At 73.1% G+C, this 16,062-nt stretch carries 13 protein-coding genes; 7 read left to right on the plus strand and 6 right to left on the minus strand.

What is annotated here, in order from left to right:
• Positions 1-147: 147 nt before the first annotated feature.
• Genes ACZ62B_RS38080 through ACZ62B_RS38100 form a run of 5 tightly spaced genes read right to left on the minus strand, consistent with a single transcriptional unit; the run spans position 148 to position 5,764 of the window.
• Positions 148-1,458 (minus strand): DUF58 domain-containing protein, encoded by a 1,311-nt coding sequence (locus ACZ62B_RS38080; protein ID WP_468728224.1) that lies wholly within the window; start codon positions 1,456-1,458, stop codon positions 148-150.
• A complete protein-coding gene (locus ACZ62B_RS38085) occupies positions 1,458-2,447 on the minus strand; it encodes an AAA family ATPase (RefSeq protein WP_468728228.1) in 990 nt (329 codons plus the stop codon). The genes ACZ62B_RS38080 and ACZ62B_RS38085 overlap by 1 nt, the downstream gene beginning before the upstream one ends.
• Positions 2,447-3,649, minus strand: coding sequence for a DUF4350 domain-containing protein (locus ACZ62B_RS38090; RefSeq protein ID WP_344562817.1), 1,203 nt, complete (start codon positions 3,647-3,649; stop codon positions 2,447-2,449). The genes ACZ62B_RS38085 and ACZ62B_RS38090 overlap by 1 nt, the downstream gene beginning before the upstream one ends.
• Entirely contained in the window at positions 3,646-4,398 is a 753-nt protein-coding gene (locus ACZ62B_RS38095; RefSeq protein WP_468728231.1) for a DUF4129 domain-containing protein, read from the minus strand. The genes ACZ62B_RS38090 and ACZ62B_RS38095 overlap by 4 nt, the downstream gene beginning before the upstream one ends.
• A 4-nt stretch (positions 4,399-4,402) precedes the next feature.
• Positions 4,403-5,764: a DUF7847 domain-containing protein gene (locus ACZ62B_RS38100; RefSeq protein WP_469693867.1), complete on the minus strand. Its 1,362-nt coding sequence runs from the start codon at positions 5,762-5,764 to the stop codon at positions 4,403-4,405.
• 140 nt (positions 5,765-5,904) lie between these two features.
• On the opposite strand from ACZ62B_RS38100, the gene mtnA reads away from it, so the two are divergent.
• The 7 genes from mtnA (at position 5,905) to ACZ62B_RS38135 (ending at position 14,815) form a co-directional block, all read left to right on the plus strand.
• Complete coding sequence (gene mtnA / locus ACZ62B_RS38105; protein ID WP_344562823.1) at positions 5,905-7,053, plus strand: S-methyl-5-thioribose-1-phosphate isomerase; 1,149 nt, start codon at positions 5,905-5,907, stop codon at positions 7,051-7,053.
• Positions 7,054-7,057: 4 nt separating this feature from the next.
• Positions 7,058-7,747 (plus strand): two-component system response regulator MtrA, encoded by a 690-nt coding sequence (gene mtrA / locus ACZ62B_RS38110; protein WP_004930665.1) that lies wholly within the window; start codon positions 7,058-7,060, stop codon positions 7,745-7,747.
• Between the two features lies 1 nt (position 7,748).
• Positions 7,749-10,106: an MtrAB system histidine kinase MtrB gene (mtrB, locus tag ACZ62B_RS38115; protein ID WP_468728240.1), complete on the plus strand. Its 2,358-nt coding sequence runs from the start codon at positions 7,749-7,751 to the stop codon at positions 10,104-10,106.
• Entirely contained in the window at positions 10,066-11,904 is a 1,839-nt protein-coding gene (locus ACZ62B_RS38120) for an LpqB family beta-propeller domain-containing protein (RefSeq protein ID WP_468728244.1), read from the plus strand. Before mtrB ends, ACZ62B_RS38120 begins: the two co-directional genes overlap by 41 nt.
• Before the next feature lie 76 nt (positions 11,905-11,980).
• The gene (locus ACZ62B_RS38125; protein ID WP_344562829.1) at positions 11,981-12,862 is read left to right on the plus strand and encodes a ComF family protein; all 882 of its coding nucleotides are present in this window, start codon (positions 11,981-11,983) and stop codon (positions 12,860-12,862) included.
• 311 nt (positions 12,863-13,173) lie between these two features.
• Positions 13,174-13,866, plus strand: coding sequence for a ribosome hibernation-promoting factor, HPF/YfiA family (hpf, locus tag ACZ62B_RS38130; RefSeq protein WP_344562831.1), 693 nt, complete (start codon positions 13,174-13,176; stop codon positions 13,864-13,866).
• 202 nt (positions 13,867-14,068) lie between these two features.
• Positions 14,069-14,815 carry a response regulator gene (locus tag ACZ62B_RS38135; RefSeq protein WP_073931550.1) on the plus strand — a complete coding sequence of 249 codons (747 nt, stop codon included), beginning with the start codon at positions 14,069-14,071 and terminating at the stop codon, positions 14,813-14,815.
• A gap of 12 nt (positions 14,816-14,827) precedes the next feature.
• Here ACZ62B_RS38135 and ACZ62B_RS38140 read toward each other — a convergent pair whose 3' ends face one another.
• Positions 14,828-16,015: a winged helix-turn-helix domain-containing protein gene (locus ACZ62B_RS38140; RefSeq protein WP_468728251.1), complete on the minus strand. Its 1,188-nt coding sequence runs from the start codon at positions 16,013-16,015 to the stop codon at positions 14,828-14,830.
• Between the last annotated feature and the right edge of the window lie 47 nt (positions 16,016-16,062).

The following is a 16,062-nucleotide window of genomic DNA, read 5'->3' on the forward strand; positions in this document are numbered from 1 at the left end:
TACTGCAGGGGGGACCCTGTGGGAGAGTAGGACGCCGCCGAACAAATATTGAGAAAGCCCCCGTGCCGTTCGGCACGGGGGCTTTCTGCGTTTCAAGGCCGACGGAGCCGACGGGGTTCTCGAAACCCAACCCGCCGCCCCCGTAAATCACAGACGCCCGGCCGCCTTCAAAGCCAGATACGCGTCCGCCAGTGCCGGCGCCAGTTCCTCCGGCGTCGCATCCACGACCGTGACGCCATGGCGGCGGAGTTGTTCCGCGGTGCGGACGCGTTCCGTGTGGGCCTGGGCTGCCGCCGCTGCCTCGTACACCGCGTCGGTGTTTCCGCGTGCCCTGGCCATCCTGGCGATGTGCGGGTCCGCCACCGAGGCAAGGAGAACCGTGTGGCGCTGGGTCAGCCGGCCCAGGACGGGCAGCAGGCCCTCCTCGATGGGGGCGGCGTCGAGCGTAGTGAGCAGCACGATCAGCGACCGGCGGGGAGCCGTACGGAGTGCCGTCGCCGTCAGTCCTCGGGCGTCGGTTTCGACGAGCTCGGGTTCGAGTGTGGCCATGGCGTTGACGAGGGACGGGAGGACGTCGCCCGCCGTGCGGCCCTGGACGAGGGCGCGCAGACGACGGTCGTAGGCCAGGAGGTCGACGCGGTCGCCGGCGCGGGAGGCGAGGGCCCCGAGGAGCAGGGCCGCGTCCATGGAGGCGTCCAGGCGGGGAGCGTCGCCGACACGGCCCGCGGAGGTGCGGCCGGTGTCGAGGACCAGCAGGATGTGACGGTCGCGTTCGGGACGCCAGGTGCGTACCGCGACCGCGGACTGGCGGGCGGTGGCACGCCAGTCGATGGAGCGGGTGTCGTCGCCGGGAACGTATTCGCGCAGGCTGTCGAACTCCGTTCCCTCGCCTCGGGTCAGCACGCTGGTGCGGCCGTCCAGCTCTCGCAGCCGGGCCAGCTTGGACGGCAGGTGCTTGCGGCTGGTGAAGGGCGGCAGGACACGTACCGTCCACGGGACCTTGTGGGCGCCCTGGCGGGCGAAGAGGCCGAGGGGACCGTAGGAGCGGATGGTGACGCGGTCGGCCTGGCGGTCGCCGCGGCGGGTGGGGCGCAGGCGGGTCGTGACGCGCCTGCGTTCACCCGGGGGGATCGTCAGGCGGTGGCGGGAGGCCGTCATCTCCGTGCCGGGCCGCCAGCTGCTGGGGGGCCAGGCGTCGCGGATGCGGGCGCGCAGCGGGCGGCTGGACGAGTTGGTGATCGTCAGGGTGACGTCGGCGGAGTCGCCCAGGCGTACCGAGGTGTCGCCGGAGCGGGTCAGGCCGAGGCGGCGTACGGGGGCGGCCAGGGCGAAGTCGCAGGCGCAGGCCACCGCCAGCGGGGCGTTGACGGCGAGGATGCCCGTCCAGCCGGGTTCCCAGATGCCGACCGGTAGGGAGCCGAGGGCCGCGAGCAGGGCGGCGCGTCCGGTGAGTGCCATCAGCGGGGGACGGGGACGTGGGCGAGGATCGCGTTGATGACCGAGTCGGTCGTGACACCTTCCATCTCGGCCTCCGGGCGGAGCTGGACGCGGTGGCGGAGCGTGGGCAGGGCGAGGGCCTTCACGTCGTCGGGGATGACGTAGTCGCGGCCGGTCAGCCAGGCCCACGCGCGGGCGGTGGCCAGGAGCGCGGTGGCCCCGCGCGGGGAGACGCCGAGGGTGAGGGACGGCGACTCGCGGGTGGCGCGGCAGATGTCCACGACGTAGGCGGTGATCTCGGGGGAGATCGTCGTTTCGGCGACCGCGCGGCGGGCGGCTTCCAGGTCGGCGGCGTTCGCGACGGGGCGTACGCCGGCGGCGCGCAGGTCGCGCGGGTCGAAGCCCCCGGCGTGGCGGGTGAGGACGTCGATCTCGTCCTGGCGGGAGGGCAGGGGGATGGTCAGCTTGAGGAGGAAGCGGTCCAGCTGGGCCTCGGGGAGGGGGTAGGTGCCCTCGTACTCGACCGGGTTCTGGGTCGCGGCGACCAGGAAGGGGTCGGGCAGGGGGCGGGGGGTGCCGTCGACCGTGACCTGGCGTTCCTCCATGGCCTCCAGGAGGGAGGACTGGGTCTTCGGGGGCGTGCGGTTGATCTCGTCCGCGAGGAGGAGGTTGGTGAAGACCGGACCGGGCTGGAAGGAGAACTCGGCGGTGCGGGCGTCGTAGACCAGGGAGCCGGTGACGTCGCTCGGCATCAGGTCGGGGGTGAACTGGACGCGCTTGGTGTCGAGTTCCAGGGTGGCCGCGAGGGCGCGGACGAGGAGGGTCTTGGCGACGCCGGGGACACCTTCGAGGAGGACGTGACCGCGGCAGAGCAGGGCGACGACGAGGCCGGTCACCGCGGGGTCCTGGCCGACCACGGCCTTGGCGATCTCGGCACGCAGGGCCTCCAGGGAGGCCCGGGCGGCGGCCGGGTCCCCGGTGTGCGCGGCGTTGTCAGTGGTCGGGTCCATCATGGACGGCGTACCTCTCTTTCGAGGGCGTCGAGGTGGTCGGCGAGCTGGATGAGTGCTGCGTCGTCGCCCGGAGGCGGACCGAAGAGGAGGGCGTGCAGGGACTGTCCGTCGCCCTGGAGGCGGGCGGACAGCGCGGGGAGCAGGGCCTCGGGCGCGTGCGCCTGGGAGACGGGGATGCCCACGAGGGGGGCGAGGCGCGTGCGGGTGGTGGAGCGAAGAGCGGTCGCCGCGCGGTCGCGGGCGTTCGCCTTGCGGTAGAGGCGGGCGCGGCCTTCGACGGTTTCGGAGGCGCGGATCGCCACGGGGAGTTTCTCGGGCACCAGGGGGCCGAGCCGGCGTGCCCGCCACAGGGCGGCCAGTGCTGCCGCGATGAAGAGTTGCAGGGTGCCCCAGAGCCAGCCGGAGGGGAGCAGGTCGAAGAAGCCCCGCTCGCCCTCTTCGGAGGCGGCGGAGGCGTCGGCGAGCGAGGGGAGGTACCAGACCAGATGGGGGCGGGAGCCGAGGAGCTGGAGGGCGAGCGAGGCGTTGCCGTGCTCGTCGAGGCGGTCGTTGAGGAGGATGTCGGGCGCGCCGAGGAGGACGGTGTCGCCGCCGCTGTCGCCGGAGGGGGCCGGGATGCGCAGCAGGGTGGCGAGGCGCTCGCTGGGGTAGCACTCGTCGGCGGTGAGGTGGGTGGTGGTGTAGCGGATGCCGCCCAGGTCGGCGGTGCCCGCGCGGCGGGCGGCGGGCAGGTCGCAGTCGGGGGAGAGGGTGGAGTCGAGGCTGGTGGCCGGGTCGGCGGTGACGCCGGGGGCGAGCCGTTCCACGGAGGCGCTGCCGGCGGAGACCAGGACGGTGCGGCCGCCGGAGCCGGTGGTGGCGGAGTGCAGCCGGGACTGCTGGGGCCCGGTCAGGAGATCGGGGACGGCGACCAGGAGGGTCGTGTCGGGGCCGGCCGCGGCGGTGGCCTCGTCGAGGGTGGTGACCACGCGCGTGTCCACCCCGCGGTCGGCGAGGAGTTCGGCGACGGCGCGGCTGCCGTAGGGGTCGGCGGAGCGCGGGTCGAGTTCGCCGTGCCGGGCGTCGGAGCGGACCACGGCGATGGCGACGGCCGCCGCGATCAGCAGCACCAGCGCCAGGGCGATGCCTCGCGCGCGGGTCCACACCTGGCGGGCGGTGGGCGAGGCCGAGGTGGACGGGAGCGTGGCCTCGGTCGTCATCCGGCGGCTCCCCGGCGGGTGTTGGTGTCCGTGCTGCGGGTGCTGCCGGCCGTGAGCTGTGGTTTGGTGCGTTCCAGGTCGCGGTCGAGTTCGGCGAGCCGGCGGTACGACTGTTCCGTGGCGGCCCGGCCGCCGTATGTGACGTCGTCGAAGGCGCGGGCGGCGGTGTGCAGCCGGTCGGTGTGGGCGGGCAGGGCGCGGCCGGCCTCCGCGGCGGCCTCGTCGGCGGTGCGGCCGGGGCGGAGGTCGAGCAGGGCGCGTTCCTCCAGGGCGCGGACGAGGGCCCGCATGCGTTCCTGGACGGCCTGGTTCCAGTGGCCCTGGGCGGCGTGCGCCTCGGCGGCCGCGCGGTGTTCGGCGGCGCTGCGGGGGCGGTCGTCGAACAGGGCGGGGGCCGAGGTCGGTTCGCGGCGCGGGGTGCCCAGGCGCCACCACAGGGCGCCCAGGACGGCGATCACGGCCGCGATGACGACGACCAGGCCGAGTGCGCCGCCGGGTGTCGCGGTGGAGGCGGCGCCGAACAGCTTGCCGATCCATTCCCAGAAGGTGTCGAGGGCCTGCTGGAACCAGCTGGGGTCGTTCTCGTGGTACATGCCCTTGGACAGTTCGCGCCGGGCCGCATCCCGCGCGGGGTCGCGCGGGATGGTGAGGGGCGGCTCGTCGTCGCCGCGCAGCAGCAGGCGTACGGCGGTGTCGGCGGCCGTGGGCAGCGCCTGTACGGATGTGAGAACTCCCCCCGCGGCGGTCACGCCATCAGCTCCCCGGGGTGGGGCCGTGGCCCTGGACGCCGGCGGCGCGGGCCAGTTCGAGGTCGAGGGCCTCGCGGCGGATGCGCTGGTCGACGTAGAGGAGCACGGTGACGCCGGCCGTGATCGGGAACGTGATCATGGCGCCGATGACCGAGCCGATGCCGCTGATGATGAGGAACGTCCAGCCGATGTCGCCGCCGGCGCTGTTGAGGAAGCCGGAGACGCCGTCGCCGCCGACGGCCGCGGCGAGGAAGGTGAAGGGGATGACGATGATCGACGCGACGACGTTCGCGATGATCGTGGCGAGCAGCTGGATGCCGAAGATCCGCCACCAGGAGCCGCGCACCAGTTTGGCGGAGCGGCTCATCGCCTTCACGATGCCCTGCTTCTCCAGCATCAGCGTGGGCGAGGCCAGCGACAGGCGGATCATGAGCCACAGGGTGACGACGACGGCGCCGACCAGGCCCAGGACGGTGAGGGGGACGCCCGCCCCGCCGCCCGCGGCGAGGGTGACGAGGAAGCCGGGCAGCGCGCCGACGGTCATGATGGCGGCGGTGATGAGCAGCAGCAGGCAGATCAGACCGAACAGCTTGACGATCTGGGGGCGTGCGTCGCGCCAGGCCTCGCCGGTGGTGACCGACTTGCCGAGTACCGCGCGGCTGGTGACGGTCGTGAGCAGGGCGGTGGCGGCGACGGTGCCGACCAGGGTGACCAGGAAGACCACGCCGGAGTTGAGCAGGGCGTCGCCCATGGCGTCGGTCAGTTCGCCGAGGGTGGCGCTGGGGTCGTTGAGGACCGCGGTGCTGGAGTTGTCCAGGACGAGGCCCTGGAGCAGCACGACGACGATCTCGGTGAGGACGGCGACGGTCAGCGAGATGCCGAGGACCGTGCGCCAGTAGGTGCGCATGGTGGAGACGGCGCCGTCGAGGATCTCGCCCACGCCGAGCGGGCGGAGCGGGATGACGCCGGGCTTGGCCGCGGGCGGGGGGCCTCCCCAGCCGCCGCCGCCCCAGTTGCCTCCCCAGCCGCCGTACCCACCGGGTCCGCCGGGACCTCCGTGGCCGCCCCCGTAACCGCCGTAGCCGCCGTGACCTCCGGGGGGCGGGGTGCCCCAGCCCTGGCCGGGCGGCGGCGGAGGCGGGGGCGCCTGGCCGGGACCCGTGGGTCCGGGCCGGCCGGTGGGGGCGGACCACTGGGCGGGCGGTGGCTGTTCCTTCGACCACTTCACGCCCGGGTCCTGCGGGGCCTGGCCCGGCTGCTGGGGCCGGTCCGGACGGTCGGCGGGCTCGACAGGGCCGGACGCGCCCGGTTCCCGCCCTTCGGACGGGGCGGATCCGGGCGAGGCCCAGCCCGGAGTGTCGTTCATCGTCGCTCCTTCACGGTGCCCGTCCGCGGTCGCGGCGGCAGCTTGGCTGCCATCGTGCCATGGGGTGGTCATCGACCGACCTGCCGAGGTGAGGGCTGCGTACCTTCAATTGTCCGCGCGACAGGGGGCAGACTGGCCGCATGGCTGATCAGTACGCACACAGCGGCGATGACAAACGGCCGACCGAGATCCCGGCGCTGCGCTGGGAGGAGCCGCCCGAAGGCCCCGTCCTGGTCCTGCTCGACCAGACGAGGCTGCCTGCCGAGGAGGTCGAACTCGTCTGTACGGATGCGCCGGCGCTGGTGGAGGCGATCCGCTCGCTCGCCGTGCGCGGTGCTCCCCTGCTGGGCATCGCGGGAGCCTACGGCGTCGCGCTCGCCGCCGTACGGGGCTACGACGTGGACGACGCGGCGGCGGCGCTGGAGAGCGCCCGGCCCACCGCGGTGAACCTCGCCGTCGGCGTACGCCGGGCGCGCTCCGCCCACCAGGCCGTCCTCGCCCGCGGCGGGGACGCCCGGCAGGCGGCCGGGGCCGCGCTGGCCGCGGCACGGCAGCTGCACCGGGAGGACGCCGAGGCCAGTGCCCGGATGGCCGAGCACGGGCTGGCGCTCCTCGACGAGCTGCTGCCCGGCGGCGGGCACCGGATCCTCACGCACTGCAACACCGGTTCGCTGGTGTCGGGCGGCGAGGGGACGGCGTTCGCGGTGGCGCTGGCGGCGCACCGGGTGGGACGGCTTCGGCGCCTGTGGGTGGACGAAACGCGTCCGTTGCTGCAAGGTGCTCGCCTGACGGCGTACGAGGCGGCCCGCAGCGGCATGGCGTACACCCTGCTCACCGACAACGCGGCGGGATCGCTGTTCGCGGCGGGTGAGGTGGACGCGGTGCTCGTCGGCGCGGACCGCATCGCGGCCGACGGCTCGGTGGCGAACAAGGTGGGGAGCTATCCGCTCGCGGTGCTCGCGCGGTACCACCATGTGCCGTTCATCGTGGTGGCACCGGTGACGACGGTGGATCCTCGGACGCCGGACGGGGCGTCCATCGAGGTGGAGCAGCGTCCCGGTCATGAGGTGACCGAGGTCACGGCACCGCAGGTGCCGGTGGCCGGAACGGAGGCAGGAGGGGGGATTCCGGTGGCGCCACTGGGGACCCAGGCGTACAACCCGGCGTTCGATGTGACACCGCCGGAGCTGGTGACGGCGATCGTCACCGAGGAAGGTGCCGTTTCGCCCGTGACGGCCGAGGCTCTGGCCACGCTGTGTGCCAGGTCACGCCAGGTCACGATTAGCTAATGGGATGATGTCGTTTATGAAGGGACGAGTCCTTGTCGTCGACGACGACAGCGCACTGGCCGAGATGCTCGGCATCGTGCTGCGCGGTGAAGGTTTTGAGCCGTCTTTCGTAGCCGACGGCGACAAGGCGCTGGCCGCTTTCCGCGAGGCCAAGCCCGATCTGGTGCTCCTGGACCTGATGCTGCCCGGCCGGGACGGCATCGAGGTGTGCCGCCTGATCAGGGCGGAGTCCGGGGTGCCGATCGTGATGCTCACGGCGAAGAGCGACACCGTCGATGTCGTGGTGGGCCTGGAGTCCGGGGCCGACGACTACATCGTGAAGCCGTTCAAGCCGAAGGAGCTGGTGGCCCGTATCCGGGCGCGGCTGCGCAGGTCGGAGGAGCCGGCGCCGGAGCAGCTCGCCATCGGCGACCTGGTGATCGACGTGGCCGGGCACTCCGTGAAGCGGGACGGGCAGTCCATCGCGCTGACGCCGCTGGAGTTCGACCTGCTGGTCGCGCTCGCCCGCAAGCCGTGGCAGGTGTTCACGCGCGAGGTCCTGCTGGAGCAGGTCTGGGGCTACCGCCACGCGGCGGACACCCGGCTGGTGAACGTGCACGTGCAGCGGCTGCGCTCCAAGGTCGAGAAGGACCCGGAGAAGCCGGAGATCGTGGTGACCGTCCGTGGTGTCGGGTACAAGGCAGGACCGAGCTGACATGTCCGGTGACAGTGCCGCTTCGGCGCCCGGCCGGTCCGGGGGCCGTCCGGGGCGGCCTGTCGGCCGGAAGACCCCGGGCTCCCGCTGGGGGCGCCTGCTCGACGGCGGGCTGCTGCAGGGCGGGGTCCAGGGCAGCCCGGTGATCCGGCTGTTCGTGCGCTGGGTGCGCCGGCCGCTGCTGCCCGTCATGCGGCTGTGGCGGCGCAACATCCAGCTCAAGGTCGTCGCCACCACCCTGCTGATGTCGCTGGGCGTGGTCCTGCTGCTGGGTTTCGTCGTCATCGGCCAGGTGCGCAACGGTCTGCTGGACGCCAAGGTGAAGGCGTCGCAGAGCCAGGCCACCGGCGGGTTCGCGGTGGCCAAACAGCAGGCCGAGGAGGACGTGAGCGTCACGGGCGACGACGGCGCGGCGGTGGACGGCCGTTCCTCGCAGAGCGTCATCCAGTGGATGAGCGACCTCGTGGAGTCGCTCTCCAGCGGCGGCCAGGGCGCCTTCGACGTGGTGACCCTGCCCGCGGGCGACGAGAGCGGCAGCGGGCGCGGACCGCGCGCCTCCGGTGAGGTCAACCCGACGGCGAGTGTGCCGGCGGCGCTGCGGGAGAGGATCGACACCAGCGCGTCGGCGGCCCAGAGCTACACGCGCATCGTCTACGACACCAACAAGCCCTCCCAGCCCGGCCTGGTCATCGGCAAGCAGGTCAACGACCCCAACGGTGACCCGTACCAGCTGTACTACCTCTTCCCGCTCACCCAGGAGGAGAAGTCGCTGAGCCTGGTCAAGGGCACCCTGGCGACCGCCGGGCTGTTCGTCGTCGTACTCCTCGGGGCGATCGCCTGGCTCGTGGTGCGCCAGGTCGTCACTCCGGTACGGATGGCGGCCGGGATCGCCGAGCGGCTGTCCGCGGGGCGGCTGCAGGAACGTATGAAGGTCACCGGCGAGGACGACATCGCGCGGCTCGGCGAGGCGTTCAACAAGATGGCGCAGAACCTCCAGCTGAAGATCAACCAGCTCGAGGACCTGTCGCGGATGCAGCGCCGGTTCGTGTCGGACGTGTCGCACGAGCTGCGGACGCCGCTGACGACGGTGCGGATGGCCGCGGACGTCATCCACGAGGCGCGCGAGGACTTCGACCCGGTGACCGCGCGGTCGGCGGAGCTGCTCGCCGACCAGATCGACCGGTTCGAGTCGCTGCTCGCGGACCTGCTGGAGATCAGCCGGTTCGACGCGGGCGCGGCGGCGCTGGAGGCGGAGCCGATAGACCTGCGCGAGGTGGTACGGCGGGTGGTCAGCGGGGCGGAGCCGCTCGCCGAGCGCAAGGGCACGCGGATCAGGACCGTCGGCGACCAGCAGCCCGTCGTCGCCGAGGCCGACGCGCGGCGCGTGGAGCGCGTGCTGCGCAACCTGGTCGTCAATGCGGTGGAGCACGGCGAGGGCAGGGACGTCGTCGTCAAGCTCGCCGCGGCCGGCGGGGCGGTGGCGGTGGCCGTGCGCGACTACGGCGTCGGGCTCAAGCCCGGTGAGGCGTCCCGGGTCTTCAGCCGCTTCTGGCGGGCCGACCCGGCACGCGCGCGGACCACCGGCGGTACGGGGCTGGGGCTGTCCATCGCCCTGGAGGACGCGCGGCTGCACGGCGGCTGGCTCCAGGCGTGGGGCGAGCCGGGCGGCGGCTCGCAGTTCCGGCTGACGCTGCCCAGGACCGCGGACGAGCCGCTGAGGGGGTCGCCGATACCGCTGGAGCCCAAGGACTCGCGGCGCAGCAGCGGGCCGGACGACGCCGGTCCGCCGCGCGGCGGCGGGGACGGCGAGAAGAGCGCGACGGTGTCGGCGCGGCAGGCGGGCACCGACGGGCCGGCGCGGGACCCGTTCGTGCTGAGGCCGGCGACCGTCACCCCGACGGCCGACCCCACCGCACTGCCCGGCAACGGAGCACGCGTGGTGGCCCGGCCCGCCCCGCCGGCACGGACGGGCAGCACGCGGATGACACCGGGGGCACAGAACACGACCGCGGGCGGCGATGACGGGTTCCCGGAGACCGGCGACGGTTCCGGGGGACGGCCGGACGACGGGCACGGCAGGGGCGCGGAGGCCTTTGCCGCGGGCGGCGACGGCTCGGGCCAGGGGGCGCGGGCCGGGCACGGTGGCTCCGCGCGGGAGCCGGACACCGGCCGTGGCGAGGGCTCGGGGACGGCGGCCGCGGGGAGCGGCGACGGTCCGGGCGCGGACGGTGGCCGTGACCGGGATCCGGAGACCGGCCGGGGGCCGGAGCGCGGGGCCGGGGTGGCCGGTGACGAGGACGGTCGGAGTGTGGCGCGGGATGCGGACAGGGACGGGGAGGCTTCGCGTGGGCGGCGGTGAGCGCGGCCGGGGGGCGAGGGCGCGGACGGTGGCGTACGTCGCCAGTGGGGCCGTTCTGCTGGCCGGCTGCGCCTCCATGCCCGACAGCGGGGATCTGCGGGGCGTCGAGTCGACGCCGCGGCAGGACACACAGGTGCGGGTGTTCGCCATGCCGCCCAGTGAGGACGCCACCCCCACACAGATCGTGCAGGGCTTCCTGGAGGCGCTGACCAGCGACGACCCCGACTACAAGACCGCGCGCCAGTATCTGACCCGTGAGGCGGCGAAGACCTGGAGGCCGGAGCTGTCCACCACCGTGCTGTCGGACGGGCCGGGCGCCCAGGCCGACAGCACGGACCAGCAGGACACCGGTTCCCTGTCCTACACGCTGACCGGGACCAAGGTCGCCACGGTGGACGCGCAGCAGTCGTACGCGGCCGCCTCCGGGCCCTACGACGAGCTGGTGCACCTCACGAAGGACGCCAAGAGCGAGCAGTGGCGCATCGACACGGTGCCGCAGGGCGTCGTCATGGGCAAGTCGGACTTCCAGCGCAACTACATGTCCGTCAACAAGTACTACTTCGCCTCGGACAGCGCGGGATCGGCACCGATGACGGTCGCCGACCCCGTCTACGTGCGCAGTCACGTGGACCCCACGACGCAGATGGTGCGCTCCCTCGTCGAGGGGCCCACGACCTGGCTGGACCCCGCCGTCAGGACCGCCTTCCCCGCGGGGGCGGCGTTGCGGAAGGGCGCCGGCCCGCTGACCCCGGACGACCGGGGCAGACTGACCGTGCCGCTCAACGACAAGGCGGCCGAGGTCGACACCGGCCGGTGCGAGGAGATGGCGGCCCAGCTGCTGTTCACGCTGCGCACGCTCAGCCCCGCGGTGGAAGAGGTCGAGCTGCGGGCCGGCGGCGGACAGCTGTGCTCGCTCGCCCGGAACGGGGTCGAGCTCGTCGCCACCCGGGGCGCGCTGGACTCGCCCGACTACCTGTACTTCGTCGACGACAAGCACCGGCTCGTGCGGATCACCGCGGGCAGCAGCGACACCGAACCAGCGCCGGTGCCCGGGGCGCTGGGCGAGGGCGAGAAGACGCTGCGGTCGGTGGCGGTCGCCCGGGACGAGCGGACCGCGGCCGGGGTCTCCTTCGACGGCGGGTCGCTGTTCGTCGCCTCGCTGGTGTCGGGGAGTTCCCTCGGGGAGCCCGTGCTGAGCAGCACGGGCAAGACCGAGGAGGACAGGCTGACCACGCCCAGCTGGGACGCGCAGGGCGGACTGTGGGTGGCCGACGGCAACCCCGCGGACCCTCGGCTGTACCTCCTGGAGGAGGGCGCGAGCGAGCCGGTCCAGGTGCGGACGCCGGGGCTGGACGGCCGTGTGCGGGCGGTCCGGGTGGCCGCCGACGGGGTGCGGATCGCGCTCGTCGTGGAGAAGGACGGCCGGAGTTCCCTGGTGATCGGGCGGATCGACCGGAACGGCGGAACGGGTGAGCAGCCGGTGGTCACCGTGCTGGACCCGCGCTCCGCGACGCCGGTGCTGGAGCAGGTCACGGCCATGTCCTGGGCCGGGGACAGCCGGCTCGTGGTGGTCGGGCGCGAGGAGGGAGGCGTGGAGCAGATGAAGTACGTCGAGGTCGACGGCTCCACGCCGGACGTGCCGCCGCCCGCCGCCCTGACCGGCGTCAAGGCCGTCACCGCCTCCGAGGACGAACAGGCGCCGCTGATGGCGTACTCGGTGGACGGGATCGTACGGCTGCCCTCGGGGGCGCAGTGGCAGAAGGTGGCGGAGGGGACCGCGCCGGTCTATCCGGGGTGAGCCGGGCCGGCCGGACCCGTCCCCCGGGTTATCCACAGGGGTGGCCGGGTGCGGCGGGCGTTGGCACAGTGGTCCCATGCGGGACTGGTGGCAGGACCTCACCGACCTGGTGCTCCCGGCCGAGTGCGGCGGCTGCGGCAGACCTCGTACGGTGCTCTGCGCCCGGTGCCGTACGGCACTGAGCGGGGCCGCGCCGTGCCGGGTGCGGCCGGTGCCCGAGCCGGCCGGGCTGCCGTCGGTGCACGCGGCGGCCCGGTACGCGGACGAGGTGCGCGCCACGCTGCTGGCCCACAAGGAGCGGGGCGCCCTGGCCCTCTCCGGGCCGCTCGGCGAGGCGCTGGCGGGAGCGGTGCGGGCGGGACTGGCAGCGGTCCGTGCGCCGTGCGCGGGCGGCGGCCCGGTGCTGCTCGTCCCCGTGCCCTCCGCGCGGCGGGCGGTGCGGGCGCGCGGGCATGACCCCGCCCGGCGGATCGCGTACGCGGCGGCGGGTGAGCTGCGGCGGGCAGGGGTACCCGCACGAGTGCTTCCCGCACTGCGGCAACGGCGGGACGTGGCCGACCAGTCGGGGCTCGGCTCCCGGCAGCGGCTGGCCAATCTCGCGGGCGCGCTGACGGTGGCGCCGGGGTGCGGCCGGCTGCTTTCGGCCGGCCGGGTCGTCCTGGTCGACGACCTGATGACGACCGGGGCGTCGCTGGCCGAGGCGGCGCGCGCCGTACGGGCGCTGCCGTGGGCCGAGTCACCGGATCGGGGCGCCGAATCGAGTATTCCGGAGCCCGCGCTCGTGTACTGGGGTGAGACACGGGAAAGGAGAGGAGAACAGCGGAGCGGACCAGTTCGACAGCGGGCGGGCCGGCGACCGGGCCGGCCGCCGGGCACGGCGGGCGCGGGCGGCGCCGACGCGGTGTGCGCGGCCGTCGTGGCGGCGTCTCCGGACGCTTTCGAAATAAACCGGAACTGACTGAGAACGTGCGTCGTTACAGGTAATGAGAGGGTTAATTCACGAGAATGGAGGTATGGCGCGGTAGAGGGTGACGACATCCGTCCGGGCGAGATATGTTCGGTTGTGAGGGAAAGCCGCAGGCCACACCTCTCGAATCCGATTGCCGTGCTGCGGGTTTTTCGTCATCACCCGTGCCGGTGGAGTGGAGATCTCGCCCATGGGGGAGGAGGTGGACGTCACCGAGTCCGAGGTTCCGGACCTCACCGGAACCTGGTGCAAAAGGGAGACGCTCCGCACCGAGGCGGAGTGATCCGGGAACGGAGTTCTGCGTGGACATCGTCGTCAAGGGCCGCAAGACCGAGGTGCCCGAGCGGTTCCGGAAGCACGTGGCCGAGAAGCTGAACCTGGAGAAGATCCAGAAGCTCGATGGCAAGGTGATCAGCCTCGACGTCGAGGTGTCCAAGGAGCCCAACCCCCGACAGGCCGACCGCAGCGACCGGGTGGAGATCACGCTCCGCTCCCGCGGTCCGGTGATCCGGGCGGAGGCAGCGGCGAGCGATCCGTACGCGGCGCTCGACCTGGCAGCGGAGAAACTGGACGCCCGGCTGCGCAAGCAGCACGACAAGCGATTCTCGCGGCGCGGTGCGCGCAGGATCTCGGCCGCCGAGGTCCCCGCCCACGTCCCGGGCGCGGCGACGCTCAACGGGGCCGGCGCGAGCTCCGTGGTGGAGGAGCCGGAAGGCGTCCCCACCAAGAAGATCGGCTCCCTGGAGATCCAGGGCGAGGGGCCCCTGATCGTCCGTGAGAAGACCCACGTGGCAGCGCCCATGACGCTCGATCAGGCTCTCTACGAGATGGAGCTGGTCGGGCACGACTTCTATCTGTTCATCGACTCCGAGACCAAGGAGCCCAGTGTCGTCTACCGGCGGCACGCCTACGACTACGGCGTGATCCACCTCAGCACGGACACGATGGTCACCCAGACGCAGTCCCCCGAGGCGGGCGGGACGCTCGGCGGCTGATCCGTCGCGTGACGGCCGAGCCGGTGCCCCTGGTGCGCGTGTGCGCCCCCAGGGGCACCGGTGTGCGACCACTCGGCGCGCACACCGGCACCCCGGTGACAGCGGGGCATGGAATCATGGCTGCAACGGCCCAACCGGTGGGCCGCTGCCTTGGGTTGGCGATGGTCAGGACCACAGGCCACAGCCTTCAGGGGGAGGAACGATGGCGGACAGCTTCGGACCGATGCGTGACGGGGGCGCCGACGACGGCGTCGTCGGCATGGGCCCGGACGCGGACACACCACGCAAGGAGCCGATCAGAGTCCTTGTGGTGGACGACCACGCGCTGTTCCGCCGCGGACTGGAGATCGTGCTCGCGGCCGAGGAGGACATCCAGGTCGTCGGCGAGGCGGGGGACGGCGCGGAGGCGGTGGAGAAGGCGGCCGACCTGCTGCCCGACATCGTCCTGATGGACGTGCGGATGCCCAAGCGGGGCGGGATCGAGGCGTGCACCTCCATCAAGGAGGTCGCCCCCAGCGCGAAGATCATCATGTTGACGATCAGCGACGAGGAAGCCGATCTCTACGACGCCATCAAGGCGGGCGCGACCGGTTATCTCCTCAAGGAGATCTCCACGGACGAGGTGGCCACCGCCATTCGCGCGGTGGCCGACGGACAGTCGCAGATCAGCCCGTCCATGGCGTCGAAACTGCTCACCGAGTTCAAGTCGATGATCCAGCGCACCGACGAGCGCCGGCTGGTACCCGCGCCCCGGCTGACGGACCGTGAACTCGAAGTCCTCAAGCTGGTGGCCACGGGAATGAACAACCGTGACATCGCCAAGGAACTGTTCATCTCCGAGAACACCGTGAAGAACCATGTGCGCAACATCCTGGAGAAGCTCCAGCTGCACTCCAGGATGGAGGCGGTGGTCTACGCGATGCGGGAGAAGATCCTGGAGATCCGGTGACGGCGCCCCGCGTCAGGCCAGGGCCCGGGCGAGCTCCAGGGTGAGGGCCTCGCGCAGTTCCGGTGCGTCGACCCGCTCCACGCGCACGTCCGTGCAGTCCACCCAGCCCGCCGCCTCCACCAGGGCCTGGGCCACGGCGGGGACCGCCTTGCGGCCGTCCAGGGTGACCTGCTTGGCCACCAGCGTGCGGCCCTCACGGGCCGGGTCGACCCGGCCGACGAGCCGGCCGCCCGCGAGGACGGGCATCGCGAAGTAGCCGTGCACCCGCTTGGCCTTGGGCACGTAGGCCTCCAGGCGGTGGGTGAAGCCGAAGATCCGCTCCGTGCGCGCCCGTTCCCAGACCAGGGAGTCGAACGGGGACAGCAGCGTCGTACGGTGCCGGCCGCGCGGCGGTGTCGCCAGGGCCGCCGGGTCGGCCCAGGCCGGCTTGGACCAGCCCACCACCGTGACCGGGACCAGGCCCGAGCCGTCGATCACCGCGTCGACCTGATCGCCCCTGAGGCGGTGGTAGTCGGCGATGTCCGCGCGTGTACCCACGCCGAGGGATTGGCCGGCCAGGCGGACCAGACGGCGCAGGCACTCGGCGTCGTCCAGCTCGTCGTGCAGCAGCTCCGTGGGGATCGCCCGCTCGGCGAGGTCGTAGACCCGCTTCCAGCCGCGGCGCTCGACGCACACCACCTCGCCGTACATCAGGGCGCGCTCGACGGCGACCTTGGTGCCGGACCAGTCCCACCACTCGCTGGTGCGCTTGGCGCCGCCCAGCTCCGTGGCCGTCAGGGGACCCTCCGCGCGGAGCTGCTGGATCACCTGGTCGTACACGCCGTCGGGGAGCTCGTGGCCCCAGAGCGGGCGGGCGCGGTAGGCGCGGCGGCGGAAGGCGAAGTGCGGCCACTCCTCGACGGGGAGGATGCACGCGGCGTGCGACCAGTACTCGAACGCGCGCGGCGGCCGGGAGTCCGCCTTCCAGTACGCGTCCTCGACGGTCCGGCGCCCCACGGAGCCCAGGCGGGCGTACGGGATGAGCTCGTGGGAGCGGGCGAGGACGGAGATGGTGTCGAGCTGCACCGCGCCCAGATGGCGGAGGACGCCCCGGACGCCCGAGCGGCGGTCCGGGGCGCCGAGGAATCCCTGGGCCCGCAGGGCGATGCGGCGGGCCTCGTCTGCCGTCAGTTCCGTGGTCGGGCGCGGAAGGGTCGTCATACGTCCGCACGATAGAGGGCGGCACTGACAACGGCGGCGGGCCCGGG

It is taken from the genome of Streptomyces sp. NPDC053426 (genome assembly GCF_055585405.1).

Excerpts from the sequence above, each read along its gene's own strand:
- ACZ62B_RS38135 (WP_073931550.1), top strand. The coding sequence starts at position 14,069 with ATGGCGGACAGCTTCGGACCGATGCGTGACGGGGGCGCCGACGACGGC.
- ACZ62B_RS38080 (WP_468728224.1), bottom strand. The coding sequence starts at position 1,458 with ATGGCACTCACCGGACGCGCCGCCCTGCTCGCGGCCCTCGGCTCCCTA.
- mtrB (WP_468728240.1), top strand. The coding sequence starts at position 7,749 with ATGTCCGGTGACAGTGCCGCTTCGGCGCCCGGCCGGTCCGGGGGCCGT.
- ACZ62B_RS38090 (WP_344562817.1), bottom strand. The coding sequence starts at position 3,649 with ATGACGACCGAGGCCACGCTCCCGTCCACCTCGGCCTCGCCCACCGCC.
- mtnA (WP_344562823.1), top strand. The coding sequence starts at position 5,905 with ATGGCTGATCAGTACGCACACAGCGGCGATGACAAACGGCCGACCGAG.
- ACZ62B_RS38120 (WP_468728244.1), top strand. The coding sequence starts at position 10,066 with ATGCGGACAGGGACGGGGAGGCTTCGCGTGGGCGGCGGTGAGCGCGGC.
- ACZ62B_RS38085 (WP_468728228.1), bottom strand. The coding sequence starts at position 2,447 with ATGGACCCGACCACTGACAACGCCGCGCACACCGGGGACCCGGCCGCC.
- mtrA (WP_004930665.1), top strand. The coding sequence starts at position 7,058 with ATGATGTCGTTTATGAAGGGACGAGTCCTTGTCGTCGACGACGACAGC.
- ACZ62B_RS38125 (WP_344562829.1), top strand. The coding sequence starts at position 11,981 with ATGCGGGACTGGTGGCAGGACCTCACCGACCTGGTGCTCCCGGCCGAG.
- ACZ62B_RS38100 (WP_469693867.1), bottom strand. The coding sequence starts at position 5,764 with ATGAACGACACTCCGGGCTGGGCCTCGCCCGGATCCGCCCCGTCCGAA.
- ACZ62B_RS38140 (WP_468728251.1), bottom strand. The coding sequence starts at position 16,015 with ATGACGACCCTTCCGCGCCCGACCACGGAACTGACGGCAGACGAGGCC.